The organism is Lysobacter sp. F6437, assembly GCF_052547215.1.
This window is the reverse complement of sequence record NZ_JBQWRB010000001.1, coordinates 547,820-572,872: the sequence shown is the minus strand read 5'-3', so window position 1 is coordinate 572,872 and position 25,053 is coordinate 547,820. Positions and strand designations below refer to the sequence as shown.

The following is a 25,053-nucleotide window of genomic DNA, read 5'->3' as shown; positions in this document are numbered from 1 at the left end:
TTGGTTGCGGATGCAACCATGTCCGCGGGTCGTGGTGCACTGCGGCATACTGCCGGTCACGCTCCTCGGAACCACCCGAATGTCCCGCGCGTTCAACTTCAGTGCCGGTCCCGCGACCCTTCCCGAATCCGTGTTGCGGCAGGCGCGTGACGAGTTGCTGGAATGGCGCGACGCGGGCGCTTCGCTGGTCGAGTTGAGCCATCGCGGGCCCGAGTTCATGCAGGTCGCCGCCGAAGCGGAAGCCGACTTGCGGACCCTGTTGTCGATTCCGGACGACTATGCGGTGCTGTTCCTGTCCGGTGGTGCCACGACCCAGCAGGCCCTGGTCGCATTGAACCTGGCGTCGCCGGGACAGGCTGCCGATTACGTGGTCACCGGCCATTGGGGCAGGACCGCGTTGAAACAGGCGACGCCGTATGCCGAGGCGCGCGTGGTGGCCAGCAGCGAAGCCGGCGGTTTCCGCGACATCCCGGCGCGCGGCGACTGGCGGTTGTCGGCGGACGCGGCCTATGTGCACTACACCGCAAACGAGACCATCCATGGCGTCGAGTTCCGCGAGGTGCCGGACGTGGGTGCGGTGCCGCTGGTCGCCGACTTCAGTTCCAGCATCGCGGCCGAGCCGATCGACGTGTCCCGGTTCGGGATGATCTACGCCGGTGCGCAGAAGAACCTCGGTCCGGTCGGGGTCAGCGTGGTGATCCTGCGGCGCGACCTGCTCGAGCGCGCGGGCCAGCCACGCGCGCCGATCTTCGACTATGCCGCCCACGCCAAGGCCGGCTCGATGCTCAACACCCCGCCGAGCTTCAACTGGTACCTCGCCGGGCTGGTGTTCAAGTGGATGCTGGCCGAGGGCGGGGTGGCGGAGTTCGCCCGCCGCAACGCGCGCAAGGCCGCGCTGCTGTATGCCGCGATCGACGGTTCGGGCGGGTTCTACCGCAACGAGGTGGCACCGGCGGCGCGCTCGCGGATGAACGTCCCGTTCTTCCTGCACGACGATGCGCTGGATCCGGTATTCCTCGACGAGGCGCGGGCGGCCGGGCTGATCTCGCTCAAGGGCCATCGCGCACTGGGCGGCATGCGCGCGTCGATCTACAACGCGATGCCGGAGGCGGGCGTGCAGGCGCTCACAGGCTTCATGCAGGCATTCCAGGGGCGGCACGGCTGATGGCTACTTCCAGTAAAACCGGTTCCACCAAGGCCGGTCCCGATCTTGCCGACCTGCGCGAACGCATCGACGGCATCGACCGAAGCATCCAGGAACTCATCGCCGAACGCGCGCAGTTCGCCGGGCAGGTCGGCCGCGCCAAGGGCAAGCTGGCGGCCGCGGTCGATTACTACCGGCCCGAGCGCGAGGCGCAGGTGTTGCGGCGGGTGGTCGACCGCAACGACGGCCCGTTGGGCGACGACGTGCTGGTGCGGTTGTTCCGCGAAATCATGTCAGCCTGCCTGGCCCAGCAGGAGCCGCTCAAGATCGGCTTCCTCGGGCCGGAGGGCACTCACTCGCAGCAAGCGGTGTACAAGCATTTCGGCCACTCGATCCACGGGTTGCCGCTGGGCAGCATCGACGAGGTGTTCGGCGAGGTCGAGTCCGGCGCGGCCGACTTCGGCGTGGTGCCGGTCGAAAATTCCACCCAGGGCACGATCCAGTCGACCCTCGACATGTTCCTCAGTTCGCAGGTCAAGATCTGCGGTGAGGTCGAATTGCGCGTGCATCAACATCTGTTGTCGCGCAGCGGCCGGATCGAGGATATCGAGCGGGTCTATTCGCATCCGCAGTCGTTCGCGCAGTGCAAGGCGTGGCTGCGCCAATACCTGCCCGATGCCGAGAAGATCCCGCTGGCCAGCAATGCCGAGGCCGCGCGTCGTGCCCGCAACGCCGACGACGCGGCCGCGATCGCCGGCATCAGCGCCGCCAACGTCTACGGGCTCAAGGCAGTGGCCGGGCCGATCGAGGACCGGCCCGACAACACCACGCGGTTCCTGGTGCTGGGGCGCGAGCTGTTCCCGTCGTCGGGCAACGACCGTACCTCGCTGCTGATCTTCATCAAGGACCAGCCCGGCGCGCTCCACCACGTGCTGGCGCCGTTCGCACGGCACGGACTGAGCATGAACCGGATCGAGTCGCGACCCGGCCACACCGGCCGCTGGCAGTACGCGTTCTTCGTCGACATCGGCGGCCACGTCGAACAGGACGCGGTGTGCGCCGCGCTGGACGAGCTCGCGGAGTTCGCCCAGGAGGTCAAGGTGCTCGGCTCGTACCCGGTCGCGATTACATGAGCGTCGCGCCAGTCGACCCGTCCCTCGATTTCGAATCCCGCGCCACGCCCGGTATCCGGCGCCTGCGCCCCTACGATCCCGGGCACGATCTGGTGGCGCTTCGCCAGCGCTTCGGCACGGACCTGCTCGAACTCGGGTCCAACGAAAATCCCTACGGCCCGTCGCCGGCCGCGCGCGACGCCATGCTCGGGCAACTGGATGCATTGCATCGCTACCCGGATCCGCTCGGAGCCGGCCTGAAGCGGGCGCTCGCCGCGACCCACGGTGTCGACCCCGCGCAGATCCTGCTTGGCAACGGCTCGCACGAGTTGTTGATGCAACTGGCGCAGGTGTTCGCCGGCGCGGGCGACGAGGTGGTGTTTTCGCAGCATGGGTTCGCCGTGTTCGCGATCGCGACCCGGGCCACCGGCGCAACCGCCCGCATCGTCGATGCACTGCCGCGCGACGCCGCCATGCCACTTGGGCACGATCTCGATGCGATCGCCGACGCCATCACGCCCGCGACCCGGCTGGTCTACTTGGCGAATCCCAACAATCCGACCGGCACCTGGTTCGGCAGGGTCGCGCTGGAGGCGTTCATGACGCGCGTGCCGACCGGGGTGATCGTGGTGATGGACGAAGCCTACGCGGAGATGGCCGACACCGACGCCGACTGTGCTTGCGCGTTGCCACAGCTGGCGACGCATCCGAACCTGCTGCTGACCCGCACCTTCAGCAAGGCCTACGGGCTGGCCGGCTTGCGGGTGGGTTACCTGGTCGGTGCGTCGGGGCTGGTCGCGGTGATGGAGCGCATCCGCGAAAGCTTCAACGTCAACGGACCCGCCCTGGCCGCATGCGAGGCCGCGCTCGGTGATACCGCGCACCTGCAATGGGCCAGCGAACGCAATGCCGAACAACGTACCGCCCTGACAGATGCACTGCGTGCGCGCGGGCTGGCGGTGTTGCCGTCGCAGACCAACTTCGTGCTGGCCGAGTTCGGTCCCGGTACCGCCGGCATCGAGACCGCTTTGATCGAGCGCGGCGTGGTGCTGCGGCCGATGGGCGGCTACGGCCTGTCGGAATGGCTGCGCATCACCGTCGGTAGCGCCGACGAGAACCGGCGCCTGCTGGCCGTGCTCGACGAGGTGCTGGCATGAGCGGCGGCTCGCGCGACTGGGTTGCTGCTCCGGGGCGCCCGTTGCGTGGGCGCATCCGGGTGCCGGGCGACAAGTCAATCTCGCACCGCGCGGTGATGCTGGGTGCGCTTGCCGAAGGCACCACCGAGATCCACGGCTTCCTTGAAGGCGAGGACACCCGCGCCACCGCCGCCATATTCGAACAACTGGGTGTCCGCATCGAAGCCCCCGCCGATACCGACCGCGTCGTCCACGGCGTCGGCTTACACGGCCTGCGCGGCAGCGGGCAGCCGCTCGACTGCGGCAACGCCGGCACCGGCATGCGGCTCCTGGCCGGCGTGCTTTCGGGGCAGGCGTTCGACAGCGCATTGATTGGCGATGCATCGTTGTCGAAACGGCCGATGCGGCGCGTCACCGAACCTTTGGCGCTGATGGGCGCGAGGATCGAGACGGGCGTCCAGGGCGTGCCGCCACTCCGCATCCGTGGTGGCCAGTCGTTGCGCGGCATCGACTACGCGCTGCCGGTCGCCAGCGCGCAGGTGAAGTCGGCATTGCTGCTGGCCGGCCTGTACGCGAGAGGTCCGACCACAATCCGCGAACCGCACCCGACCCGCGACTACACCGAACGCATGCTCACCGCGTTCGGCTGGCCGATCGAGTACGGGCCCGGTCACGCGCGCCTCAACGGCGGTCACCGGCTGCGCGCCACCCGCATCGACGTTCCTGCCGATTTCTCCTCGGCCGCGTTCTTCCTGGTCGCGGCCAGCGTGGTGCCGGGCTCGGAATTGCACATCGACGCGGTGGGGATGAACCCAAGGCGCACCGGCCTGCTGCGGGCGCTGCAGTTGATGGGCGCCGACATACGCGAAGAGAACCCGCGGGAGCAGGGGGGCGAACCGGTCGCCGACCTGGTGGTCCGCCACGCCGCGCTGCATGGGATCGAGATACCCGAAGCGCTGGTCCCGGACATGATCGATGAGTTCCCGGCGTTGTTCATCGCCGCGGCTTGCGCCGATGGTCGCACCGTCGTTCGTGGCGCGGCCGAATTGCGGGTCAAGGAGTCCGACCGTATTGCCACGATGGCTGCGGGCTTGCGGGCACTTGGCGTGGTGATCGAGGAAACACCCGATGGCGCGGTGATCGACGGCCGGGCGGGCAGTGAAGTCCTGTTCGACGCGGGCGGGATCGAAAGCCACGGCGACCACCGCATCGCGATGAGTTTCGCCATCGCCGCGCAACTGGCGCGGGGCGAGGTGCGCATCCGCGATACAGCAAACGTCGCGACCTCGTTCCCCGGCTTCGAGGTATTGGCGGCTCGAGCCGGAATGGCGCTACAGGCCGTGTCCCCGTAGGAGCGGCTTCAGCCGCGATCTGCAGTCGGACGAGTGACCGGTTTTCCGATCGCGGCTGAAGCCGCTCCTACAGGATCGGAAGAGGGCGGGGGTCAGCGATTCGGCTCGAACGAAATCGGCACCACCACCGTGCCCACCGTCGGCTGGCCACCGACCATCGCCGGGTGGAACCGCCAGCGCTCGACCGCATCGACTGCGGCGCGGTCCAGCAGTCGCGAGCCGCTGCCATCGGCCACCTCGACCGAGGTTGGCACCCCGTCGGGGCCAATCGCTGCCCGCACCAGCACCGTGCCGCGGTCGCCGCGACGCAATGCCCGGTTCGGGTACCGCGGTGGCGGGGTGCGTCCGGCGATCGGGCGCGGCTGGGACGCCGGACTCGACGCAGCGGGTGCCTCGGGCGGCGGCGGTGCCGCGGGCGCGGACGGTGGCGGTGGCGGCGTGGTCTCGACCAGGCGCGGCTCGTCGCCGTCGTCCGACGCCGGTTCGGTCCCGGCACTCCGCTGTCCCGGCTCCAGCCCGCTGGCCTCACCGTCGCGCGCAGGCAACGGAGTGGGCAGCGGATCGTAGTCCGGCGCCGCCGCGGTCGGCGGGGCATCGCCCACGCGGTAGAAGTCCTCGCCCTTGCGGCCGCCCGACCAGACCAGCGCAAACAGCAGGAACCCGGCGACGATGGCGCCGAGGATCCACCACAACGCGCGGCGCGACGGCCGCCAGGCGGCGAGCTTGGACGAAGGACGGTGCGGAGCGGGCGAGGGCGTTGACATGGGCGGATCGATGGTGGCCAGAGCCGCATTGTGCACACAGCGGGTCGAACATCGCCAAACCCGCGCCCATCGACAGCGATTCCACGCGATAATTGCCGATCAGATCACTCGAAACGATGCCGATATGCTCGACCCGAACCTGTTGCGCCAGCAGCCCGCCGAACTCGCCGTGCAATTGCGCGAGAAGCGCGGCTTCGACCTCGATGCCGCTGCGCTGGAAACGCTGGAGACCGAGCGCAAGCAGATCCAGGTCCGCACGCAGGAACTGCAGAACCTGCGCAACACCCGCTCCAAGGCGATCGGCCAGGCCAAGGCCAAGGGCGAGGACGTCACGCCGCTGCTGGCCGAGGTCGCCGGTTTTGGTGACGAGTTAAAAGCGAGCGAAACGCGGCTGGACGTGATCAAGGCCGAACTCGACGCGATCGCGCTGGGCCTGCCGAACCTGCCGCATGAATCCGTCCCCGCCGGCAAGGACGAGGCCGACAACGTCGAGCAGCACCGCTGGGGCACGCCGCGTACGTTCGATTTCGAGGTGAAAGACCACGTTGAACTCGGCGCCCGCAACGGCTGGCTCGACGGCGACACCGCGGCCAAGCTCAGCGGCGCGCGCTTCACCGTGCTGCGCGGCCAGCTGGCCCGGCTGCACCGTGCGCTCGCCCAGTTCATGCTCGACCTGCACACCAACGAACACGGCTACGAAGAAACCAGCGTGCCGTTGCTGGTCAACGCCGAGAGCATGCAGGGCACCGGCCAGTTGCCGAAGTTCGAGGACGACCTGTTCGCGACCGCGATCGGTGACGCCGCCTCTGCCAGCAGCCGGCGCTACCTGATCCCGACCTCCGAAGTGCCGCTGACCAATATCGTCCGCGACGAGATACTCGACGACGCCGCGATGCCGCTGCGCATGACCGCGCACTCGATGTGCTTCCGCGCCGAAGCCGGTGCCTACGGCCGCGACACCCGCGGGATGATCCGCCAGCACCAGTTCGAGAAGGTCGAACTGGTCACCATCGCCCGGCCCGGGGAGTCCTACGCTGAGCACGACCGCATGACCCGCTGCGCCGAAGTGGTGCTGGAGAAGCTGGGCCTGCCATACCGTCGCGTGCTGCTGTGCAGCGGCGACATGGGTTTCTCCGCGACGAAGACCTTCGACCTCGAAGTCTGGCTGCCCAGCCAGGACACCTACCGCGAGATCTCATCGGTCTCCAACTGCGAAGCCTTCCAGGCCCGCCGAATGCAGGCCCGCTGGCGCAACCCCGCGACCGGCAAGCCCGAACTCGTCCACACCCTCAACGGCTCCGGCGTCGCCGTCGGCCGCGCGTTGATCGCCGTGATGGAGAACAACCAGAACGCCGACGGCAGCATCAGCGTCCCCGAAGTGCTGCGCCCCTACATGGGTGGCCTGGAAAAGATCGCGTAGCACCGATTTCCGGCTTCCTTCGGCTTCTCCGGCTTTCTCCGGCTTTTCGTAGGAGCGGCTTCAGCCGCGATCGGAGAGTCGGTTGCACGCACCAACTCCAGATCGCGGCTAAAGCCGCTCCTACAACGGCCCGCGGAGTGCCGGCGACTCCCCAGACCCTCTACGCAGCCTCGCAGATCGGTTCCACAATCGACTCCCGCGCCGCCGCCATCGCCTCGGCCCGATGCTGCGGCGACATCGCCACGCCCTCGGCCCGCACGAACTCCACATCCGTGATCCCGAGGAACCCGAACAGGAACGTCAGGAACGGCTCCTGGAAATCACTCGGCGCCCCGCTGTGCACGCCACCGCGGCCGCTGGCGATCACCAGCTTCTTGCCACCGGCCAGTCCTTCCGGCCCGTTCTCGGTGTAGCGGAACGTCGTCCCCGAGACCGTCACCCGGTCGATCCACGCCTTCAGCGTCGACGGGATCGCGAAGTTGTACATCGGCGCCCCGATCACCACCACGTCGGCCTCCAGGAACTGCTTCAACACCTGCTCCGCGTCGGCCACCTCGGCCGGGTCGGCCTTGGCCAGCGAGCGGCCGGTCAGGTGCGGCACCGGGTTGGCGTCGAGGTCGCGGTATTGCACCTGCAGCCCCGGCACGCGGTCTTGCCAGCGGGCGACCACCGCGGCGGTCAGCTCGCGGGTAACGGAATTGGCGCCGAGCGCGCTGGAATCGATGTGCAACAGTTTCATGGTGGACCTCGTCGAAGTAGGGCGGCAGCGCCGCGTCGAGGACCACGTTAGGTCGTTGCGTAATCAGGATAAACCCGGTCTAATATCACGCTACGTTCTGTTTCTGGAATTATCCCGATGCACGACCTCAACGACCTCTACTACTTCGCGATGGTGGTGGACCATCAGGGCTTCGCCGCCGCCGAGCGCGCCCTGGGCATCCCCAAATCGCGCCTGAGCCGCCGCATCACCCAGCTCGAGACCGACCTTGGCGTGCGCCTGCTGCAGCGCTCCACGCGCCGGTTCGCGGTGACCGACGTCGGCACCAGCGTCTACCGCCACGCCCAGTCGATGCTGGCCGAGGCGCAGGCCGCGCACGAAGTGGTCGACCGCCTCAGCGCCGAGCCGCGCGGCGTGATCCGGGTCAGCGTGCCGGTCGGCACCGCCCAGCAGCAACTGCCGAGACTGCTGCCCGAATTCCTCGCCCGCTACCCGCAGGTGCGCGTGCAACTGCAGGTCAGCAACCGCCGCGTCGACGTCATCAACGAGGGCGTCGACATCGCCCTGCGCGTGCGCAGCAAGCTCGACGACGACGGCAGCCTGGTGATGCGCAGCTTCGGCCAGATCCAGGAACTGCTGGTCGCCAGCCCCACCTACCTGCGCAAGATGGGCCGCCCGGCCAGCCCCGACGACCTCGCCGAACACGTCACCCTGAGCATGCACGAGGACGAAGTCCGCCAGCGCTGGGAACTGCATGGCCCCGACGACGAGGTGCGGAAGATCGACCTCAAGCCGCGCGTCGCCGGCTTCGACTTCCCGATGCTGATGTCGCTGGCCACCCAGGGCGTCGGCATCACCATGCTGCCCGAGACCATCTGCGCCGAAGCCGTGCGCAAGGGCGAGCTGGAAGTCGTGCTGCCCGAATGGCGCCTGCCGCAGGGCATCTTCCACGCCGTGTTCGCCTCGCGCCGCGGCATGCTGCCGGCGGTGCGGGTGTTCATCGACTTCCTCGCCGAGAAGCTGCCCGACCTGGTCGAATCCGCCCGGCTGGGCTGCAGCGACATCAAGGGCAAGGCCTGCACCGAGGCCGAGCTGGAAGCCTTCAAGCGCTGAGCGGAGCCGCCCCCGGCATGCGAGAATGTCGCCCGCCGCGTGCAACGCGCGGCGCGAAGCTGCATACGGAGAGATGGCCGAGCGGTTTAAGGCACCGGTCTTGAAAACCGGCGAAGGGTCAAACCTTCCGTGGGTTCGAATCCCACTCTCTCCGCCATTTGGCCCGCAGTGATGCTGCCTTCATGGCTGCTCGAACTACTCGGAAAGTAGCGGGTTGGTTCGGTAATAGGACGTTTGTCGTCTCCTAAGCGATCGCAAGCTATTCGCTCATTCCCGTTGTTGCGCCAATTGTTTCTACGGCATCATCGACGCGCAGCAGATATTGCTGCCGGAATGGGTCCAAGGGGAGCGACGACATGCGTTTGGAAGCAGTCAGCATTATCAATTTCCGCTGCTATGGGGAAGACGTTCGCGTCGAGCTCGACGATCTGACGACATTTGTCGGTCGTAACGACATCGGCAAATCGACCATCCTGGAAGCTTTGGAAATCTTCTTCAACGGGGATCTCGTCTCCATGGAGCAAGGGGATGCACACGTTCACAACGCCGACAAAACCGTCTCAATCACCTGCGAGTTTTCGGATCTTCCGCCCACGCTAACCTTGGACGCGGGCGCTGAAACTTCCTTGGCCGACGAATTCCTGTTGGCCAAGGATGGGCGGCTGAAGATCCGGAAGACCTTCGATTGCGCAAGCAAGAAGCCGTCCGCAGAGGTCTTGGTCATCGCCAACCATCCCACCGCGGCCGACTGCGGCAATCTTTTGGAGTTGAAAGAGAAAGAGCTTCAGAAAAGAGTCAAAGACCTCGAACTGGAAGTGGCGCTGAAGGGTAATCCAGGCATGCGACGCGCCATCTGGGCCGCCGTCGGCGATCTTCAGCTCCAAGAGGTCGCTATTCCTGTGGGCAAGTCCAAGGAAGATGTGAAGCGAATCTGGGAGCAGATCGAGCCGCACCTGCCCATGTTCGCTCTGTTCCAAAGCGATCGGAGTAGCCGAGATTCCGACGACGAGGTCCAAAGTCCTATGAAGGCTGCCGTGGCGGCGGCAATCGCAGAGGTTCAGGATGACATAGCGCGCATCCAAGCCAAGGTGCGTGAGAAAGCAGAGGAGATTGCGCAGAACACGCATGCTGCGCTTGCCACGATCGATCCGAACCTTGCCAGTGAACTGATTCCTCAGTTCAACCCACCCACTGCAGCCAAATGGCAGGGGTTGTTCTCCCTTGGTTTGAACACCGACGACGGTATTCCCCTGAATAAACGGGGTAGCGGCGTACGGCGATTGGTCTTGGTTAGTTTCTTCAAGGCCGAGGCTGAGCGTCGCCTCACGTCGAGCGCCAAACGCAGCATCATCTACGCCATCGAGGAGCCGGAGACTGCGCAGCACCCGAACAACCAGCGCATCCTTATCGACTCGTTCAAGGCACTGTCAGAAGATGCAGGTTGCCAAGTGCTCTTGACCACCCATAGCCCCGGCTTCGCCTCCTCGCTGCCTCAAGAGAGCATCCGCTACGTTTCGCGCCATGCTGATACCAAAAAGCCTCAGATCCAATCCGGGGTCGACGTATTCGGCCAAGTTGCAGAAGCGCTAGGCGTGACCCCGGACAGCCGCGTTCAAGTGTTGGTGTGCGTCGAGGGTCCCACCGACGTCTTGGCGTTGAAGGCCCTGTCCAATGCACTGCATCAAGCCGATGCGACCCTGCCCAATCTCTCATCTGATGAACGCCTAGCCTTCGTTGTCCTCGGCGGTGGCACGCTGGAGCATTGGGTCAACCAGCACTACTTGCGCAGTCTCAACAAACGTGAGGTGCACATCTATGACGGTGACGTGCCTGACTATGCTGAATATGCAAGGAAGGTCAATGAGCGGGCGAACGGTTCATGGGGGGTGGTAACGACCAAACACGAGATTGAGAGCTACCTCCATAAGGACGCAATCTCAATGGCGTTTGGCTTCGAGATCGAGGTCACTGACCATCCGGTGGCGGGCAAAGCAACGCCCAAAGTCTTTGGGGAAGCATTCGCAGCCCACGTTGGACATGCAAATCCGCTCAAAGACTCCAAGGCGAAAAAGAAGCTTGCCCAACAGGCTTTCCCTTGCATGACAGCCGTAATGCTGGATGAGCGAGATCCAGACGGCGAGGTCCGCGGCTGGTTCCGTCGCTTGGGCGACATGCTGGCGTAGGTACGGGTAGGACGGCACTTCCCGATGGGGCAGGAGGTAGATGCCTGCTTCTGGACGTAAGCAGACTCGGGCCACGGTTTTATCCGGACACCCGCAAGTGGCGATTGTCGATTCCAGCCCCGACCATTCGTCATACCGCGCACAACCCCTGAAAAGGCCATCGCCATGACCCGCATGATCTTCGTAAACCTCCCCGTCGCCGACCTCGCCGCTTCGATGGCCTTCTACGAGGCGCTGGGCTTCAAGAACAATCCCCATTTCACCGACGACACCGCCGCCTGCATGGTCTGGAGCGAGGCGATCAACGTGATGCTGCTTACCCACGACAAGTGGCGCACGTTCACCAGTCGTCCGATCCCGCCTTCGACCTCCAGCGAAGTGCTGCTCGCGATTTCGCTCGACAGCCGCGAGGCGGTCGATGCGATGAACGCGGCGGCGGCCGCGCATGGCGGCGCTGCGGACATCAACCCGAAGCAGGACCTGGGCTTCATGTACAACCGCAACCTGGCCGACCCCGATGGCCACGTCTGGGAAGCGATGTGGATGGATCCGTCGGCCATTCCAGCGGGGTAGGCGGGCAACGGCGCCAGGATGCAGGGAGACGGCCGAGCGACGTCAGGCGCCGCGCTGCTCCTTTTCCCGTGCCATCCGCTCGCGCACGCCACCGTCGACGCCGCGGCCGGAATCCATCGGCTCGTACAGCGTGCCGGTCGTGGGTGGGGCCGGGGGCGCGTCCTCGATCTGCCATTTGTGCGCGACGTCGGCCGACATCCGTTCCGACAGGTTCGGCGTGAGCTTGTGCGAGGTGTACGACGCCTTCGCCTTCCAGCCGACGGCCAGTTCCTCGTGCGGGTCCAGCGCGATGCCGACGATCGCGTCCACCACCTCGGCCGGGTCGTCCATCGCCGCCATCCGCGGGGTGCCGCCGCTGTAATTGGCGGCGTGTTCCCACCACGGGGTGTCGACCGCCCAGGGCATCACGGTCGCGACCTTGATGCGCTCCTGTCCGTCCAGCCGCAACTCCTCGTTGAGCGCGCGGCCCAGGCTCAGCACGCCGGCCTTGGAGGCCGAGTACGACGCCTGGTACGCCAGCGGGACTTCGCTGTCGATCGAACCGATGTTGACCAGGGTGCCGTGGCCCTGCGCGCGGAACTGGCGCACCGCGACGTGGCTGCCGTAGATCAGGCCTTTCAGGTTCACGTCGATGACCCGCGCGTGGTCGGCCAGCGGGATGTCCCAGAACGGACCGAGCGCGCCGATGCCGACGTTGTTGATCCACACGTCGATGCTGCCGAACCGTTTGAGCGTCGCGGCGGCCAGCGCCTCGACATCGTCGGGCCGGCTGACGTCGGTTGGGATGGCCAGTGCGGTGCCGCCGGCGGCCTGCGCTTCGGCGGCGACTTCTTCGAGCAGCCCGCCGCGACGGGCCGCGAGCACGACATTTGCTCCCTGCCTGGCCAGCTGCAGCGCGGTGCCGCGACCCAATCCGCTGGAGGCGCCGGTAACGACGAAGGTCTTGCCGCGGATGGAGGTGCGGTCAGGCGGGATGTTCATGGCGTGCTCCGGTGGGGTCCGCAGGTAGATTGCGACCGCCGGCATGGTGCGCCAGTGAAATGTCATTCCTGAAGGACAGCAGGGCCTCGGACAACGGGCCCATGGGACTGTTACCGGTCGAACAAGGCGTTGATCGAGCCGTAGTCCAGCGTCTTGCCCGTGGCATCGGCACCTTGCAGGAAGCTGCCCGCCAGCCCGGCCACGTAGTCCATCGCCGAAATCGAAATCGCCGCGCCGGCACTCAATCGCCGCACACCGAGCGCTTCCAGGTCCCGGGCGCTCGGCAGGCCGGGGCGGCTCATGATGTTGACCGGCAATCCGGCGTCGGCGACGACGCTGCGGATCTCATCGGCGTCGGCCAGACCGGGTACGAAAAATCCGTCGGCACCGGCATCGCGATAGCGTTTCGCACGCGCGAGGGTTTCGCCGACGCGCCGGTCCTCGCCGACAAGTCCGCGCAGGTAGACGTCGGTACGGGCATTGACGAACAGGTCGACGCCGCGTTCGGCGGCCATGCGCTTGATGTGTTCGATCTTGGCCGCGAGCAGGTCGGGGCTGTCGGCGCCGTCCTCGATGTTGATGCCGACGGCGCCGGTGTCGATCACGCGGGCGACGTTGTCGGCGACGGTTGCGGGGTCGCTGGCGTAGCCGTCCTCGAAGTCGACGCTGAGCGGCACGCGAATCACGCGGGCGATGCTGGCGGCGGTATCGATCAGCCGCTGCACCGGCAGATGGCTGCCATCGGCGTACCCATTCGCCCAGGCCACGCCGGCACTGGTGGTGGCGATGGCCTTCGCGCCGAGGCTTTCGACCAGGCGGGCGCTGCCGGCGTCCCAGGCGTTGGCGAGCAGCAGTAGGCCGTGCTGGTGCAGCTGGCGGAAGGTGGCGGCGTGATCGGTGCTTGTCATGGTGCGGTTCCGGCGTGGGGTGGTGGTGGCCGAGGATTCCATGCCGCCGGTCAGCGTACTCGCCGTTTTCGGACAGCAACGCCGGACGCTGTTACCAGATCAGGTCATCCGGGACTTCGAACTTCTTGTAGAACTCGTCGTCTTCGTCGTTGCCGCCGGTCTCGGGCGCGCGTGCGTTGTCGAGCACGATCATTGCCGCATCGCGCGCGTAGACCTTGTCGGCGGCGGGGCGGGGGATCAGTTCATGGCCCTGGTCGTGGCGGACGATCACCAGCGCGCCCTTCGCCAGTTGCGTGCGTTGCGCGTCGTCGACCAGCAGGCGCTTGATTTTGCCGTCGTCGTTGAAGGCGTAGGCGATCTCGCCGTCGCGCTTGAGCTTGTTGGCCTCGACGATCTGGCGGATCTGCGCGCGGGTCTCGTTGGCGCGGGCCTGTGCGTTGCGTTCGGCGGCCAGGGCGCGGTCGCGTTCGGCACGCTCGGCCTGCAGTTGCCGGGCATCGACCTTCGGTGTGTCGGCAGCCGGCGCGGGCTTGCCGTGGCGCTGCTTGGTCTGCTCGCGGACGATCTGCGCGGCCTTGCTCTTCTTGACCAGGCCTGCCTTCAACAATTGATCCTGCAGGGGATTGCGCATGCGAGTCAGTCGCTTCCGGTCGCCGTGGCCGCGGCGCCGGCGGCCGCGTTGGCGTCCCATTGCCGCAGGGCCGCCTCGATCGCGTCGATGCCGCTCGCGGCGGCGTTGGCGTCGAGTTGGGCGAGGGTGTCGCGCTCGCTGTGGATCACGTGCATGACCTTCGGCGTGGTCTCGGGCTTGGTTCCGGCGTAGGCGGCGAGGATCGCGCCGATCTCGTCCTGGCCGACCAGCGAGTACGACACCGCGGGCCAGCCCGCCTTGAGGAACGCGCGGTGGTCGGTCGGCGGGTACTGCTCGCCGGCGGACAGGTGCAGGCCGGCGGCGTTGGCGGCGGACTGGCTGGCGCCGACCAGCGGGTGCGCCGGGTCGGGGGTCATCATCCACACGGTGTCGCCCCAGCCGAACACGTCGAAGTTGACGTACTGCGCGGGGGCCGGGCCGCCCTTGGCGACGTAGGCGTGGGCGCCGAGCAGGCCGCGCTCCTCCTGGTCCCAGAACGCGATGCTGACGCGGTGGTTGGCAAGCGGCTGCTGCTTGAAGCGCTCGGCCAGCGCCAGCACGACGGCGCTGCCGGACGCGTTGTCGGTCGCGCCCTTGCCCTCGCCGACGCGGTCGGAGTGGGCACCCAGCAGAAGCAGCGGGGCGCTGGCGTCGCCGCTGACCTCGGCGATCAGGTTCTGCCCGGGGCCGTGTTCGCTTTCGAATGTTTCGCCGGTCCACGCCAGGCCGAGCGACTTCAGTTGCTGCTCGATGGCGTTGCGGCGCCCGGCGTTGTCACCGGCGGCGGCGATCGCTTCGACATCGGCCAGCCAGGCCGTCGCGGCGTCGCTGGCGGGCTCGGGCGCGGCGGTTTCGACAGTGGTGGTGGCGTCGTCGGTGGGCGATTGCGCGCAACCGCCGAGCAGTGCGAGCGAGACGGCGAGGGCGAGATGGTGGTGGACGCGCATGCGGAAATCCCCTGGGTCGAGCAGGAGAGTGTGCCCGAGGCGGCCGGTCGCGTGCACGTGCCTTCGGTTGCGCCATATGGGTCGCCCGCTAAACTGCGCCGCAGGGGGCTTGCCAGGGAGGGAAAGGGATGACCATCAGAGTGTTCATCGTCGAGGATCATGCGCTGGTACGTGCCGGCATGCAGATGATCCTGTCCGGTGAAGTGGATATCGAAGTCGTGGGCGAGGCCGCCAATGGCGAGACCGCGTTGCCGTTGATCCGTACGCTGCGCCCGGATGTGGTGCTGTGTGATTTGCACCTGCCGGGTATCAGCGGGCTGGAAGTGACCGAGCGGGTGCTTGCGGGCGATCACGGTACGCAGGTGGTGATCGTCTCCGCGCTCGAGGACGGGCCGCTGCCGAAGCGTCTGTTGCAGGCGGGTGCCTCGGGCTACGTCGGCAAGGGGGGCGATGCCGGCGAGTTGTTGCAGGCCGTGCGTGATGTCGCCGGAGGGCGGCGTTTCCTCGCCACCGGCATCGCAAAATATCTGGCGCTGGCCGGGCTGGGCGGTGGTGCCTCGCCGCTGGACGAACTGACGCAACGCGAGCTCGAGGTCGCGTTGCTACTGGTGCAGGGCCTGAGGCAGGAACAGATCGCCAGGCAGCTGAGCCTGAGCCCGAAAACGGTCAATACGCACAAGAGCCGGCTGTTCGAGAAGTTGAACGTCGGCGACAACATCGCGCTGGCGCGGCTGCTTGGACAGTACGGGATGATCGAGCCGGCATTGGCGCTGTAGCGGGTTGCAGGTACAAAAAAAACGGGCCGCGAAATGCGGCCCGTTTTCTATTGCGGCTGGATGCGGTCAGGCGTCCTGGTTGCGCCTGGCGTCCGCGTCGTTGTCCGCGTGCTGGCCGTGGACCGCGGCGTCGGCCGGCGACGACACCGGCTCGGCGTCGAACAGGCTGGCGGTACGCGGCTCGGACGGAGCGCGCGTGTCGCTGCCGTTGGTGCCGTTGGCGACCGGCGCGTCCGGTGCCTGCTCGACATCGGCGCTGCGCTGCGGCTTCACCGGCTCGACCGGCTCGGGCTCGACCATTGCGGCGTCGTCGACCGGCTCCGGCTGGGGCACGACGGTGTCTTCGACGACCGCGTTCTCGACCGGTTCGGCATCGACCACGGCGGTCTCGACGACGGTCGGCTGGGCGGGCGTTTCCGGCTTGGCCGGGACGTCGCGCGGCTCCGGCGCGGCCTGGACCGCGGCTTCGGCCGGGGACGGCACGGGTGCGGCTTCTACCGGGGGCGTCGGCTGTGCTTCGGCGTCGACCACGGCGGCTTCCGGCTTGGGCGCTTCCGGCTTCGCGGCTTCAGGCTTGGCGGCTTCCGGTTCGGTGGCGACGACCGGGGCCGGAGCGGTTTTGGCCGGAACCGGTTGCGCGTCAGCTTCCGTCGCGTCGCTCGTCACGGCGGCCGCCGGGATGGCAGCGGCTGCGGCGGTTGCGGGCGTCGGACGGGCCGGCTTGGCGGCCGGGGCGCCTTCGTCGTCGAAGTCGAACTCCGGCTGCGAACGGCTGGCGACCGGCTTGGCGTCGGCGTCGCTCTCGCCCTCGTCGAGCAGCGAGGTATCCGGCGCCTGGCCTTCGGCTGCGGCGTTCTCGCCGCCGCCACGACGACGGCGACGACCGCCGCGACGGCCACGACGGCGACGGCCGGTGCCTTCGCCCGATTCTTCCTCGGTATCGCCGGAAGCGGACGCGTTGCTGCTCTGCTGTGCGTTCTCGGCGACCGCGGCGGTCTGGCTCGCGGCCTGCTCGGTGGCCTTGGCGTCGGGCGCAGCGCCCTCGGCCGCGGTCACCGCGACTGCGGTCACGGCTGCGGCGTCGTCGGCCGGCTTGGCGGTGTCGCGGGCAGGCCGCTCGCCGCGCGGCGCACGCGGTGGGCGTGGCGCGCGCTCGGCCTGATCCGCCGGCTTGTTGCTGTCGGCGTTGGTGGCGACGTTGTCGGCCTGCTGGGCGCGGGGCTGCTTCTGCCGGCCCTGCTTGCCGCCGCGACCGGTCTTGGCCGGAGCCTCCTGGTTGGAGGCGGCCGGGGCCGGATCGGCCTTCGACTGCGCGGGCTGGGAGGCGCCATTGCCACGACGCTGCTCGTCGCGACGGCCACCATCGCGGCCATCGCGGGCCTGCTTGCCGCCACGGCGCTGGCCGTTGCGGTCACCGCGCTCGCCACGTGCGTTACGCTCGCCACGGTCACTGCGGTTGCCGCCGTCCTTCGAACGCGAGCGCGAACCCGCGGCCGGCTTGGCTTCGGCCGGCTCGCTGCCACGGAAGAACCGCATGATCCGCTCGACCACGCCGATCGAATGGGTCGGCGCGACCACGACGGGCGTCGGCGCCACCGGGGCGGCGGCTTCGCGCGGCTCGCGCAGCGGCGCCGGCTGGGCCGGCTTGACGTTGGTGACGATCGGCGCCGCCGGGATGTTCAGGTGGGCCTTGGTCAGCGAGTGGGTCGGCAGCTTGCGCGGGGTGCCGCGGTGGTAGCTCGGCTTGCTGGTTTCCTCGCCCATCTCGTTGTCGCGGATGCGCGTGACCTCGTAATGCGGGGTGTGCAACTGCTCGTCGGCGACGATCACGATCGGCGCGTCGTGGCGCTGTTCGATCTCGGCCAGTGCACGGCGCTTCTCGTTGAGCAGGAAGGTGGCGATCTCGGTCGGCGCCTGCACCAGCACCTGCCCGGTGTTCTCCTTCATCGCGTGCTCTTCGGCGACGCGCAGGATCGACAGCGACAGCGACTCGACGCTGCGCATGCGGCCGTGGCCCTCGCAACGCGGGCAAACAATCTGGCTGGACTCGCCCAGGCTCGGACGCAGGCGCTGGCGGCTCATTTCAAGCAGGCCGAAGCGCGAGATGCGGCCGACCTGCACCCGCGCGCGGTCCTGCTTGAGCGCGTGCTGCAGGCGGTTCTCGACCTCGCGCTGGTGGCGATTGGACGACATGTCGATGAAGTCGATCACCACCAAGCCGCCAAGGTCACGCAGGCGCATCTGGCGGGCCACCTCTTCGGCGGCCTCCAGGTTGGTGTTGAACGCGGTCTCCTCGATGTCGCTGCCCTTGGTCGCGCGCGCCGAGTTGACGTCGACCGCGGTCAGCGCCTCGGTCTGGTCGATCACCAGTGCGCCGCCGGACGGCAGGCGGACCTCACGCTCGTAGGCGTTCTCGATCTGCGACTCGATCTGGAAGCGGTTGAACAGCGGCACGTCGTCGGTGTAGTGCTTGAGTTTGCGCAGGTTGTGCGGCATCACCTGTTCGACGAAGTCGCGCGCCTCGGCGTACATCTCGTCGGTGTCGACCAGGATCTCGCCGATGTCCGGGCGCATGTAGTCGCGCAGGGCGCGGATGATCAGGCGCGACTCCTGGTAGATCAGGAACGGCGCGGGCTTGGTCAGCGCAGCCTCGGCAACCGCCTTCCAGACCTGCAGCAGGTAATCCAGGTCCCATTGCAGCTCTTCGGCGTCACGGCCGACGCCGGCGGTGCGGATGATCACGCCCATGTCGTCGGGGATGGTCAGCGCGTCCATCGCCTTCTTGAGCTCGGCACGGTCCTCGCCCTCGATCCGGCGCGAGACGCCGCCGGCGGTCGGCGAATTCGGCATCAGCACCATGTAGCGGCCGGCCAGCGAGATGAACGTGGTCAGGGCGGCGCCCTTGTTGCCGCGCTCTTCCTTGTCGACCTGGACCACGACTTCCTGGCCTTCGCGCAGCAATTCCTTGAGGCCGGCCTTGTTGTGGTCGACCCCGGCCTGGAAGTAGTCGCGGGAGATTTCCTTCATCGGCAGGAAGCCGTGACGGTTGCCGCCGTACTCGACGAAGGCGGCTTCGAGCGACGGCTCGAGGCGGGTGATCTTGCCCTTGTAGATGTTGGACTTGGTCTGTTCTTTCGACGGTTGCTCGATGTCGATGTCGTACAGGGTCTGGCCATCTACGGTCGCCACGCGCAGTTCTTCTGCCTGCGTCGCGTTGATCAGCATGCGTTTCATTGTTGCGTTCCTCGCGCGCTCGAACCGCGCGGAACGCCTGGCGTTTCGCTTCTGGACAACCGGGTCCCGCCTTCGCGACGGCTGCAGGAGGGGCTCCGGAGAGCGACATCCCTGCGCACGCTGGCGTGACCTGACAATTTTCCAGCGCTACAACACCACGGCGGGCCGCGGGAGCGCTTGCTTGTTGCATTCCTAAACTTTCGGGGCCGGCGACCGCGTCCGGCAAAATCTGCCTTGGCGTCGCTCGGGGCGTATTCATCACAGGCGGTTTGACCCGCCGGACGAGGGTCGGTTCCGCCGGACCGTCGCTGCTAACATGGCTGTCCCGAGGACAGTGGTCAGGCGCGGGCCGGAATCGCAGGCCGGGCTTTTGGCCCTTGCCCCCGGTTTGCAGCGTCTGGACGCGGCGGCGGGGACAACTTCCTGCGAAATCAAAACCTTATCTCGCGTCGCGAGTGTATCAGATAACCCTTTGCGGATGACCCATTCAGCTACCAAATCCGGCGGTGAGAACCGCACCGGCGCCCGTGTCGTGCGGGTGCCCGACGATCGCGCCGGCCAGCGGCTCGACAATTTCCTGCTGGGGCAGTTAAAAAGTGTTCCCAAGTCGTTGATCTACAAGTTGATTCGTTCTGGGCAAGTGCGGATCAACGGCGGCCGGGCCAAGGCCGAACGCAAGCTTGAGGGCGGCGAGGAAGTCCGGATCCCGCCGGTGCGTCTCGCCGAGGCCGGAGACAGGGCCATGCCACCGGCCGGCTTCATGAATGTGCTGGACGCGGCGATCGTCTACGAGGACGCGCGGCTGCTGGCACTGAACAAGCCGTCCGGGGTCGCCAGCCACGGCGGCAGCGGGATCAGTTTCGGTGCGATCGAAACCCTGCGGGCGCTGCGCCCGAACCAGTCGCTGGAACTGGTACACCGGCTCGATCGCGACACTTCGGGGCTGCTGATCGTCGCCAAGAAGCGCTCGGCGCTGACCGAAATGCAGATGCTGATGCGCGAGGGCAGCAGCGGTGGCACCGGTTTCCGCAAGCGCTACCTGGCGCTGCTGGGCGGGCGGATGCCCGACGGGGTGATGAGCGTGGACGCGCCGCTTCATGTCGGGCTGCGCCAAGGCGGCGAGCGCCACGTGCAGGTGGTCCGCGCCGGCAGTACGGCCGGCAAGCCGTCGTTGAGCCATTTCCAGTTGCTGGAGCGCCGTGGCGGGCAGTCGTATTGCGAAGTGCGGATCGAGTCCGGCCGCACCCACCAGATACGCGTGCACGCACAGCACATCGGCCACGCGGTGGCGGGTGACGACAAGTACGGCGATTCGGCGGTCAACAGGAAGCTGCGCGAACAGGTGGGATTGAAGCGGCTGTTCCTGCACGCGTCGACGCTGGAGTTCGCGCTGGATGACGGCAAGACGCCGTACCTGCTGAATGCGCCGCTGGCCCCGGAGTTGCTCGACGTGCTGGATCGGCTTGTGTAGGAGCGGCTTCAGTCGCGATCCGGCGTCGGCACGGGCGAACGGTTTCAGATCGCGGCTGAAGCCGCTCCTACAGGGGCGAATCGGAGGTGGTACTCAGCGCTGCTCGTCCAGTCGGAAGCACATGTCGGGGCGCATCGTCGGCGGGGTGAAGGTCACCGGGACGCGCAGGTCGGTGGATACCGGCTCGCCGTTGCGGGTCGCGGGCCGGAAGGTCCAGCCTTCAACCGCAGCCATGGCGGCCTGGTCCAGCGCCGGCTGGCCGCTGCCGTTTTCCACCCGGATGGCGGTCGGGTGGCCGTCGATGCCGATCTTCATGATCAACTGCACGGTGCCACCGATGTCGTCGCACGCCAGTTGAGCCGGGTACTCGGGCGGCGGGGTGTCGACGGCGAGGGGTTGTGTCGGGGCGACCGCCGGGGTCTGGATCGGCGCTTCGCAGCCGGCCAGCAGGGTGGCGCCGAGCAGCAGGCCGAAAACGGACGCGTTTCCGGTGGCGCGGCGGACGTTGGCATTCAACAGGTGTCGGGTCATAGCCTTACTCCGTCAGTGATTCGGCCTTGGCCGCGCAGATGAAGTCGTTCTCGCTCAGTCCGCCGACATCGTGGGTCGAGAAGCGCACCACGCAACGGTCGTAATGCACGCTCAGGTCGGGGTGGTGGTCTTCGCGGTTGGCGATGAAGGCCAGCGCGTTGACGAAGGCGATGGTCCGGTAATAGTCGTCGAACCGGAAGGTCTTGCTCAGCGCGTGGCCGTCCTCGACCAGCTCCCAGCCGGGAATCTCCGGCAGCAACTCGCGCACGCGGGCCTGGGGCAGCTTGTGTTCGCTGCCACGGCGGGCGATGCAGTGGGCACGGGAAAGCGGAATCAGGTCGGTCATGGCGGTTCCTTTGCGGCGGGCGGCGACTGAACGGATTGCAATCGACCGCGGTCGGGCGGGATGGTTGCCCACTGGTATAGCGCGCAGCCCGTTAGAATAGCGGCATGATCCAGATTTCCGAATCCGCCCAGACCCATTTCCGCAAGTTGATCGAACGCGAGGCCCTGCCGGGCCTGGGCGTCCGGTTGTCGGCAGTGCACCCGGGCACCCCGCGCGCCGACGTGCGGCTGGAGTTCGCCGAACCGGGCGACCTGCTAGGCGACGAGTGGGCGATCGACTGCGACGGCTTCACGCTGTGGCTGGAAGCGGCCAGCGTCAATTACCTCGACAGCGCGGAGATCGACTACGAAGTGCAGGCCACCGGCGGCCAGTTGCAGATCCGCGCGCCGAAGATCAAGGGCGTGGTGCCGGGCGAGTCGGCGTCGCTGGTCGAGCGCGTGCATTACCTGGTCGAAAACGAGATCAACCCGCAGCTGGCGCAGCATCGCGGCAGTGTCGCGGTGCAGGAAGTGACCGCCGACGGGGTGGTGGTGCTGCGTTTCGGCGGTGGCTGCCACGGTTGCGGCATGGCCGACGTCACCCTCAAGCAGGGCATCGAGAAGACGTTGCTCGAGAAAGTGCCCGGGGTGACCGCGGTGCGTGACGCGACCGACCACGACAGCGGCGCGGCGCCCTATATCAGCCGGGGCTCCGCGGCCTGACCGCGGCCACGCGTCGCCGATGGTTTCAGCCGACGCCCTGATCCACGCCATCCAGCGGCGCATGCAGCTGGTTTCAAGGCAATGGCGTCGTCCACCGGGGGAGTTCCCGCCCGGATGGCAGCAATGGTTCGACGCGATGCATAGCCGGCGCGGCGCGATCCACGGCGCGAGCGCCCAGGCGATCGTCGACGTCCTTGCGCAGCGACCGTTGTCGACCCCGCCGGGACGCGTCGGTGAACTGACCCGCTGGCAGGCTTTTGGCACGCTGTGGCGGCAGGAGTGGAATCCACCGGAATCCGGTGATGAGCGCCGTTGGCATTGGCTCGCCGCGGGTACTTCCGTCGCGTGGCACCTTGCGCTGCTGGTGTTGCTGGGATGGCTGCTGTACCTGGACCTCACCCGCGTCGACAGTCCACCGTCGAAGGGTGAGGAGATGGTGGTGGTGCAGATCGAGTACGTCGGTGAAGGCACGCCGGAGGAAGTCGGTGGCGGTCCCGCACCGGAACCGGTCGAACAGGTCGAGCCGGACCGTCCCGTCGATTCCCGCCCTCCGTCACCTGTCGTGGCCAGTGAAACCGAGCCCGTCCCGGAACCGGCGCCGGCCAGCACGCCGCTTCCCGATGTCGCGGTGTTGCCCGCGGTTGTGCAGCCATCCGCGTTGCAGGTGCCCCCCCAGCAGGTAGTGCAACGTGAGATCCCGCAACCGGAGCCGAGCCCGGTCGTCGTCCAGCAACCGCTGGCGGTGAGCGAGCCGGTGCCCGACCGGAGCGAGGAATTCGTGTTGCCGGCAACGACCACTCGGATCGAGGCGCCCGCGATCCGGATGCCCGAGCTGACCGCGCCGACGCCCAGCGTGGAGGTTGTCGAGATCGCGCGCGTGCCGCGTCCGGTCGTATCGGCGCTGCCGCCGAGACCCGCACGGCAACCCGTGCTGCAGGCGACGGTGCCCGAGGTCAACGTGCGGGAGATTGCGGTGCGCGAGCAACCGGCGCCTCCACGTCCGCCAACGCCGGAAGTCCGCTCGCGCGACGTGATCGCGCCGCCGCTGGTCGCGACGCCACCGGAGGTGCGCGAGCGCGAAATACCGTCGCCACCTGCACCGACGCCCCCGGCGCCGGCAGCCCCTGAGCCGGTCGCATCGATACCGGCACCTGCAGCTGCAGCGCCTGCCGAGCCCGCAGCGGAGAAGCCCGCTCCGGTCGAGCCGGTCGTCACCGCCGGCCCGGAAGAGACTCCTGCCCCCGGCGCCTGGCCATCCCCGGAACGTGCCGACGACTGGGGTGCGGCCGAACGTGACAAGCCGGGCGCCCAGCGTGGCGAGCCGCCCGGCCTGTACGACAGCGACGGCAGCGTGCGACTGGCGGAAACGCCGGGCTCGGCTTCACCGGGCATGCCGCCGGGCACGATCACCGAGGAGATCGCCGATCTCGACCGCGCGGGCACCTGGTTGCGGCGTCCTCCGAACGACTACGAGCCGACCGCGTTCGACCAGTACTGGCGGCCGAACGAAAGCCTGCTGGAAGAGTGGGTGCGCAAGAGCATCAACACCATCCGCATCCCGATTCCCGGCACCAACAAGTACATCGAGTGCACCACCGTGTTGCTGGTCATGGGTGGTGGCTGCGGCATCGGCGATCCCAACCTCAACGAGCAGCCCGCGACCGCACGTCCGCCACCGGATGTCCCGTTCAAGCCGGAACTGCAGGAAGGCAACGGCAGCGTGCCGCCGCCGGCGGGATGACATGCAGTTCGACCCGGTAACCGCCCAGCAAAAAGCCCGCACGATGCGGGCTTTTTGTTCATCGCCGGCGGGCAGGCCCGCTGCGTGATGCGACTCAGTCGTGGGCGCCGTGCAGGGTCACCAGTCCGCTGTCGCGCGTACCGAAATACGCCGCCAGGTCGGCGATCTGCTGGTCGGTCAGGGCCTTGGCCTGGCTCGACATCAACGCGTGCTGGCGGTCGCCGTTGCGATACGCCTGCAGCGAGTGCCCGATGTAGTCGGCGTACTGGCCACCGATCGTCGGGTAGGTCGGGTCGATCGGCGCGGTGCCTTCGGCGCCATGGCAGTCGACGCAGGACTGGCCGGTGGCCTCGCCCTTGGTGCTGGCCAGCTTCTCGCCGGCGGCGATGTTGCCGTCGGGCAGCCCGGCCGACGACGAGGTCGGGGCGGCATGTCCGGGGGCTTCGGCGTGTTCGGCGGGCGCTTCGGAGCCCGAGCAGGCCGACAGCACCAGCGCGGTGGCGAGCAGGGCAGGGGCGATGGCGAAGTTGCGGATCGTCATGGGCGTCTGCTCACTCACTTCAGGGTGGAAAGGAAGGCGGCGATGTCGGCGATGTCCTGCTCGGAAAAACTCTCCGCCTGGGCCTGCATCGTCGGATGCTGGCGACTGCCCTGCTGGTAGGCAGTCAGGGCGTCGTGCAGGTACCGCTCCGATTGCCCGCCGAGCTTCGGCACGTGGTAATTCGGATAGGCGTTCTTGTAACCGACCACGCCGTGGCAACCCTGGCAGGTGTAGGTCAACTGCAGGCCACGCTCGGCGTCGCCGGTCACCGCGGCTGGAGCGGCGGGCGCGGCGACGGGCGCCGTGTCCTGGGCCATGGCCGGGGTGGCCAGGATGGCAGTGGTAAGCGCCAAGGCGGCGATCGTCAGCGGTCGCATCATGTCGTAGTCCGCAATCTCTGGTAGCTGGAAGTCTGGTTGGCGGCGGCTCGCGTTTGCGATTGCCACGCGCAATCCCGGCAGTATAGCTTGCGACTCCGCCGCAACGAAGTAGGCGCATGCAGCAGGGCCGGATGGGGGCCTCGTTGCCGTTGGTTTCCCGGCCGATGGCCCGCCCGCCTCGAGTCAACCGGCAGTCAATCGGCAGTCAACCGGCAGTCAACCAGGTACCGGTGCCAGCGTTCACCATTACCTTCGGCGCATGGGGATCGAGTGCGCCGGTGATATACCTACATACAACACCGGCATACGTCCGGGAAACACCACGCCTGCAACCTTTCCACTGGGGTCCA

The 25,053-nt window shown here is 67.6% G+C and carries 23 protein-coding genes and 1 tRNA gene; 13 read left to right on the top strand and 11 right to left on the bottom strand.

Annotated elements, in window-relative coordinates:
* Window positions 1-79: 79 nt before the first annotated feature.
* Genes serC through aroA form a run of 4 tightly spaced genes read left to right on the top strand, consistent with a single transcriptional unit; the run spans window position 80 to window position 4,744 of the window.
* Window positions 80-1,165 (top strand): 3-phosphoserine/phosphohydroxythreonine transaminase, encoded by a 1,086-nt coding sequence (serC, locus tag ACT9F5_RS02515; protein WP_445118354.1) that lies wholly within the window; start codon window positions 80-82, stop codon window positions 1,163-1,165.
* Window positions 1,165-2,277 carry a prephenate dehydratase gene (gene pheA, locus ACT9F5_RS02510; RefSeq protein WP_445118353.1) on the top strand — a complete coding sequence of 371 codons (1,113 nt, stop codon included), beginning with the start codon at window positions 1,165-1,167 and terminating at the stop codon, window positions 2,275-2,277. The genes serC and pheA overlap by 1 nt, the downstream gene beginning before the upstream one ends.
* Window positions 2,274-3,413, top strand: a complete 1,140-nt coding sequence (hisC, locus tag ACT9F5_RS02505; protein ID WP_445118352.1) for a histidinol-phosphate transaminase — start codon at window positions 2,274-2,276, stop codon at window positions 3,411-3,413. Before pheA ends, hisC begins: the two co-directional genes overlap by 4 nt.
* Window positions 3,410-4,744 carry a 3-phosphoshikimate 1-carboxyvinyltransferase gene (aroA, locus tag ACT9F5_RS02500; protein ID WP_445118351.1) on the top strand — a complete coding sequence of 445 codons (1,335 nt, stop codon included), beginning with the start codon at window positions 3,410-3,412 and terminating at the stop codon, window positions 4,742-4,744. Before hisC ends, aroA begins: the two co-directional genes overlap by 4 nt.
* A 92-nt stretch (window positions 4,745-4,836) precedes the next feature.
* Here the strand turns inward: aroA and ACT9F5_RS02495 are convergent, their stop codons facing one another.
* The gene (locus ACT9F5_RS02495; RefSeq protein ID WP_445118350.1) at window positions 4,837-5,508 is read right to left on the bottom strand and encodes a TonB family protein; all 672 of its coding nucleotides are present in this window, start codon (window positions 5,506-5,508) and stop codon (window positions 4,837-4,839) included.
* 124 nt (window positions 5,509-5,632) lie between these two features.
* Here ACT9F5_RS02495 and serS point away from each other — a divergent pair, with 124 nt between their 5' ends.
* A complete protein-coding gene (serS, locus tag ACT9F5_RS02490) occupies window positions 5,633-6,928 on the top strand; it encodes a serine--tRNA ligase (RefSeq protein WP_445118349.1) in 1,296 nt (431 codons plus the stop codon).
* 160 nt (window positions 6,929-7,088) lie between these two features.
* On the opposite strand, the gene ACT9F5_RS02485 is transcribed toward serS, so the two are convergent.
* Window positions 7,089-7,667: an NAD(P)H-dependent oxidoreductase gene (locus ACT9F5_RS02485; RefSeq protein WP_445118348.1), complete on the bottom strand. Its 579-nt coding sequence runs from the start codon at window positions 7,665-7,667 to the stop codon at window positions 7,089-7,091.
* Between the two features lie 117 nt (window positions 7,668-7,784).
* Between ACT9F5_RS02485 and ACT9F5_RS02480 the strand changes: the two genes are divergently transcribed.
* From ACT9F5_RS02480 to ACT9F5_RS02465, 4 genes are all read left to right on the top strand, one after another.
* Window positions 7,785-8,759 carry a LysR substrate-binding domain-containing protein gene (locus ACT9F5_RS02480; protein WP_445118347.1) on the top strand — a complete coding sequence of 325 codons (975 nt, stop codon included), beginning with the start codon at window positions 7,785-7,787 and terminating at the stop codon, window positions 8,757-8,759.
* 67 nt (window positions 8,760-8,826) lie between these two features.
* A tRNA-Ser gene (locus tag ACT9F5_RS02475) sits at window positions 8,827-8,916 on the top strand.
* A gap of 199 nt (window positions 8,917-9,115) precedes the next feature.
* A complete protein-coding gene (locus ACT9F5_RS02470; RefSeq protein ID WP_445118346.1) occupies window positions 9,116-10,942 on the top strand; it encodes an AAA family ATPase in 1,827 nt (608 codons plus the stop codon).
* A 165-nt stretch (window positions 10,943-11,107) separates the two neighbouring features.
* Window positions 11,108-11,515 (top strand): VOC family protein, encoded by a 408-nt coding sequence (locus ACT9F5_RS02465; RefSeq protein WP_445118345.1) that lies wholly within the window; start codon window positions 11,108-11,110, stop codon window positions 11,513-11,515.
* A gap of 42 nt (window positions 11,516-11,557) precedes the next feature.
* Here the strand turns inward: ACT9F5_RS02465 and ACT9F5_RS02460 are convergent, their stop codons facing one another.
* From ACT9F5_RS02460 to ACT9F5_RS02445, 4 genes are all read right to left on the bottom strand, one after another.
* Window positions 11,558-12,496 (bottom strand): SDR family NAD(P)-dependent oxidoreductase, encoded by a 939-nt coding sequence (locus ACT9F5_RS02460; protein ID WP_445118344.1) that lies wholly within the window; start codon window positions 12,494-12,496, stop codon window positions 11,558-11,560.
* Between the two features lie 110 nt (window positions 12,497-12,606).
* Entirely contained in the window at window positions 12,607-13,404 is a 798-nt protein-coding gene (locus tag ACT9F5_RS02455; RefSeq protein ID WP_445118343.1) for an isocitrate lyase/phosphoenolpyruvate mutase family protein, read from the bottom strand.
* A 91-nt stretch (window positions 13,405-13,495) separates the two neighbouring features.
* Complete coding sequence (locus ACT9F5_RS02450) at window positions 13,496-14,035, bottom strand: DUF2058 family protein (protein WP_445118342.1); 540 nt, start codon at window positions 14,033-14,035, stop codon at window positions 13,496-13,498.
* Window positions 14,036-14,040: 5 nt separating this feature from the next.
* The gene (locus ACT9F5_RS02445; RefSeq protein ID WP_445118341.1) at window positions 14,041-14,982 is read right to left on the bottom strand and encodes a M28 family peptidase; all 942 of its coding nucleotides are present in this window, start codon (window positions 14,980-14,982) and stop codon (window positions 14,041-14,043) included.
* Window positions 14,983-15,110: 128 nt separating this feature from the next.
* Between ACT9F5_RS02445 and ACT9F5_RS02440 the strand changes: the two genes are divergently transcribed.
* Window positions 15,111-15,758: a response regulator gene (locus ACT9F5_RS02440; RefSeq protein ID WP_445099629.1), complete on the top strand. Its 648-nt coding sequence runs from the start codon at window positions 15,111-15,113 to the stop codon at window positions 15,756-15,758.
* Between the two features lie 66 nt (window positions 15,759-15,824).
* On the opposite strand, the gene rne is transcribed toward ACT9F5_RS02440, so the two are convergent.
* Window positions 15,825-18,992, bottom strand: a complete 3,168-nt coding sequence (rne, locus tag ACT9F5_RS02435) for a ribonuclease E (RefSeq protein ID WP_445118340.1) — start codon at window positions 18,990-18,992, stop codon at window positions 15,825-15,827.
* 478 nt (window positions 18,993-19,470) lie between these two features.
* Between rne and ACT9F5_RS02430 the strand changes: the two genes are divergently transcribed.
* The gene (locus tag ACT9F5_RS02430; protein ID WP_445118339.1) at window positions 19,471-20,463 is read left to right on the top strand and encodes an RluA family pseudouridine synthase; all 993 of its coding nucleotides are present in this window, start codon (window positions 19,471-19,473) and stop codon (window positions 20,461-20,463) included.
* A 93-nt stretch (window positions 20,464-20,556) separates the two neighbouring features.
* Here ACT9F5_RS02430 and ACT9F5_RS02425 read toward each other — a convergent pair whose 3' ends face one another.
* Both ACT9F5_RS02425 and ACT9F5_RS02420 read right to left on the bottom strand, forming a co-directional pair.
* Window positions 20,557-20,994: a TonB family protein gene (locus ACT9F5_RS02425; protein ID WP_445118338.1), complete on the bottom strand. Its 438-nt coding sequence runs from the start codon at window positions 20,992-20,994 to the stop codon at window positions 20,557-20,559.
* Between the two features lie 4 nt (window positions 20,995-20,998).
* Entirely contained in the window at window positions 20,999-21,340 is a 342-nt protein-coding gene (locus tag ACT9F5_RS02420) for a 4a-hydroxytetrahydrobiopterin dehydratase (RefSeq protein ID WP_445099633.1), read from the bottom strand.
* A 104-nt stretch (window positions 21,341-21,444) separates the two neighbouring features.
* Here ACT9F5_RS02420 and ACT9F5_RS02415 point away from each other — a divergent pair, with 104 nt between their 5' ends.
* Window positions 21,445-22,041, top strand: a complete 597-nt coding sequence (locus tag ACT9F5_RS02415; protein WP_445118337.1) for an NfuA family Fe-S biogenesis protein — start codon at window positions 21,445-21,447, stop codon at window positions 22,039-22,041.
* 19 nt (window positions 22,042-22,060) lie between these two features.
* A complete protein-coding gene (locus ACT9F5_RS02410; RefSeq protein ID WP_445118336.1) occupies window positions 22,061-23,782 on the top strand; it encodes a hypothetical protein in 1,722 nt (573 codons plus the stop codon).
* Window positions 23,783-23,876: 94 nt separating this feature from the next.
* Here ACT9F5_RS02410 and ACT9F5_RS02405 read toward each other — a convergent pair whose 3' ends face one another.
* Both ACT9F5_RS02405 and ACT9F5_RS02400 read right to left on the bottom strand, forming a co-directional pair.
* Complete coding sequence (locus ACT9F5_RS02405; protein WP_445118335.1) at window positions 23,877-24,323, bottom strand: c-type cytochrome; 447 nt, start codon at window positions 24,321-24,323, stop codon at window positions 23,877-23,879.
* Between the two features lie 14 nt (window positions 24,324-24,337).
* Window positions 24,338-24,700: a c-type cytochrome gene (locus ACT9F5_RS02400; RefSeq protein ID WP_445119479.1), complete on the bottom strand. Its 363-nt coding sequence runs from the start codon at window positions 24,698-24,700 to the stop codon at window positions 24,338-24,340.
* Window positions 24,701-25,053 lie beyond the last annotated feature (353 nt).

Bases quoted from the DNA above. Each gene is read 5' to 3' on its own strand.
- ACT9F5_RS02400 (WP_445119479.1), bottom strand. From the start codon at position 24,700: ATGCGACCGCTGACGATCGCCGCCTTGGCGCTTACCACTGCCATCCTG.
- ACT9F5_RS02485 (WP_445118348.1), bottom strand. From the start codon at position 7,667: ATGAAACTGTTGCACATCGATTCCAGCGCGCTCGGCGCCAATTCCGTT.
- ACT9F5_RS02455 (WP_445118343.1), bottom strand. From the start codon at position 13,404: ATGACAAGCACCGATCACGCCGCCACCTTCCGCCAGCTGCACCAGCAC.
- hisC (WP_445118352.1), top strand. From the start codon at position 2,274: ATGAGCGTCGCGCCAGTCGACCCGTCCCTCGATTTCGAATCCCGCGCC.
- serS (WP_445118349.1), top strand. From the start codon at position 5,633: ATGCTCGACCCGAACCTGTTGCGCCAGCAGCCCGCCGAACTCGCCGTG.
- ACT9F5_RS02415 (WP_445118337.1), top strand. From the start codon at position 21,445: ATGATCCAGATTTCCGAATCCGCCCAGACCCATTTCCGCAAGTTGATC.
- serC (WP_445118354.1), top strand. From the start codon at position 80: ATGTCCCGCGCGTTCAACTTCAGTGCCGGTCCCGCGACCCTTCCCGAA.
- ACT9F5_RS02495 (WP_445118350.1), bottom strand. From the start codon at position 5,508: ATGTCAACGCCCTCGCCCGCTCCGCACCGTCCTTCGTCCAAGCTCGCC.
- ACT9F5_RS02405 (WP_445118335.1), bottom strand. From the start codon at position 24,323: ATGACGATCCGCAACTTCGCCATCGCCCCTGCCCTGCTCGCCACCGCG.
- ACT9F5_RS02450 (WP_445118342.1), bottom strand. From the start codon at position 14,035: ATGCGCAATCCCCTGCAGGATCAATTGTTGAAGGCAGGCCTGGTCAAG.
- ACT9F5_RS02470 (WP_445118346.1), top strand. From the start codon at position 9,116: ATGCGTTTGGAAGCAGTCAGCATTATCAATTTCCGCTGCTATGGGGAA.
- ACT9F5_RS02440 (WP_445099629.1), top strand. From the start codon at position 15,111: ATGACCATCAGAGTGTTCATCGTCGAGGATCATGCGCTGGTACGTGCC.
- aroA (WP_445118351.1), top strand. From the start codon at position 3,410: ATGAGCGGCGGCTCGCGCGACTGGGTTGCTGCTCCGGGGCGCCCGTTG.
- ACT9F5_RS02420 (WP_445099633.1), bottom strand. From the start codon at position 21,340: ATGACCGACCTGATTCCGCTTTCCCGTGCCCACTGCATCGCCCGCCGT.
- ACT9F5_RS02430 (WP_445118339.1), top strand. From the start codon at position 19,471: ATGACCCATTCAGCTACCAAATCCGGCGGTGAGAACCGCACCGGCGCC.
- ACT9F5_RS02425 (WP_445118338.1), bottom strand. From the start codon at position 20,994: ATGACCCGACACCTGTTGAATGCCAACGTCCGCCGCGCCACCGGAAAC.
- ACT9F5_RS02460 (WP_445118344.1), bottom strand. From the start codon at position 12,496: ATGAACATCCCGCCTGACCGCACCTCCATCCGCGGCAAGACCTTCGTC.
- pheA (WP_445118353.1), top strand. From the start codon at position 1,165: ATGGCTACTTCCAGTAAAACCGGTTCCACCAAGGCCGGTCCCGATCTT.
- ACT9F5_RS02465 (WP_445118345.1), top strand. From the start codon at position 11,108: ATGACCCGCATGATCTTCGTAAACCTCCCCGTCGCCGACCTCGCCGCT.
- rne (WP_445118340.1), bottom strand. From the start codon at position 18,992: ATGAAACGCATGCTGATCAACGCGACGCAGGCAGAAGAACTGCGCGTG.
- ACT9F5_RS02445 (WP_445118341.1), bottom strand. From the start codon at position 14,982: ATGCGCGTCCACCACCATCTCGCCCTCGCCGTCTCGCTCGCACTGCTC.
- ACT9F5_RS02480 (WP_445118347.1), top strand. From the start codon at position 7,785: ATGCACGACCTCAACGACCTCTACTACTTCGCGATGGTGGTGGACCAT.
- ACT9F5_RS02410 (WP_445118336.1), top strand. From the start codon at position 22,061: ATGGTTTCAGCCGACGCCCTGATCCACGCCATCCAGCGGCGCATGCAG.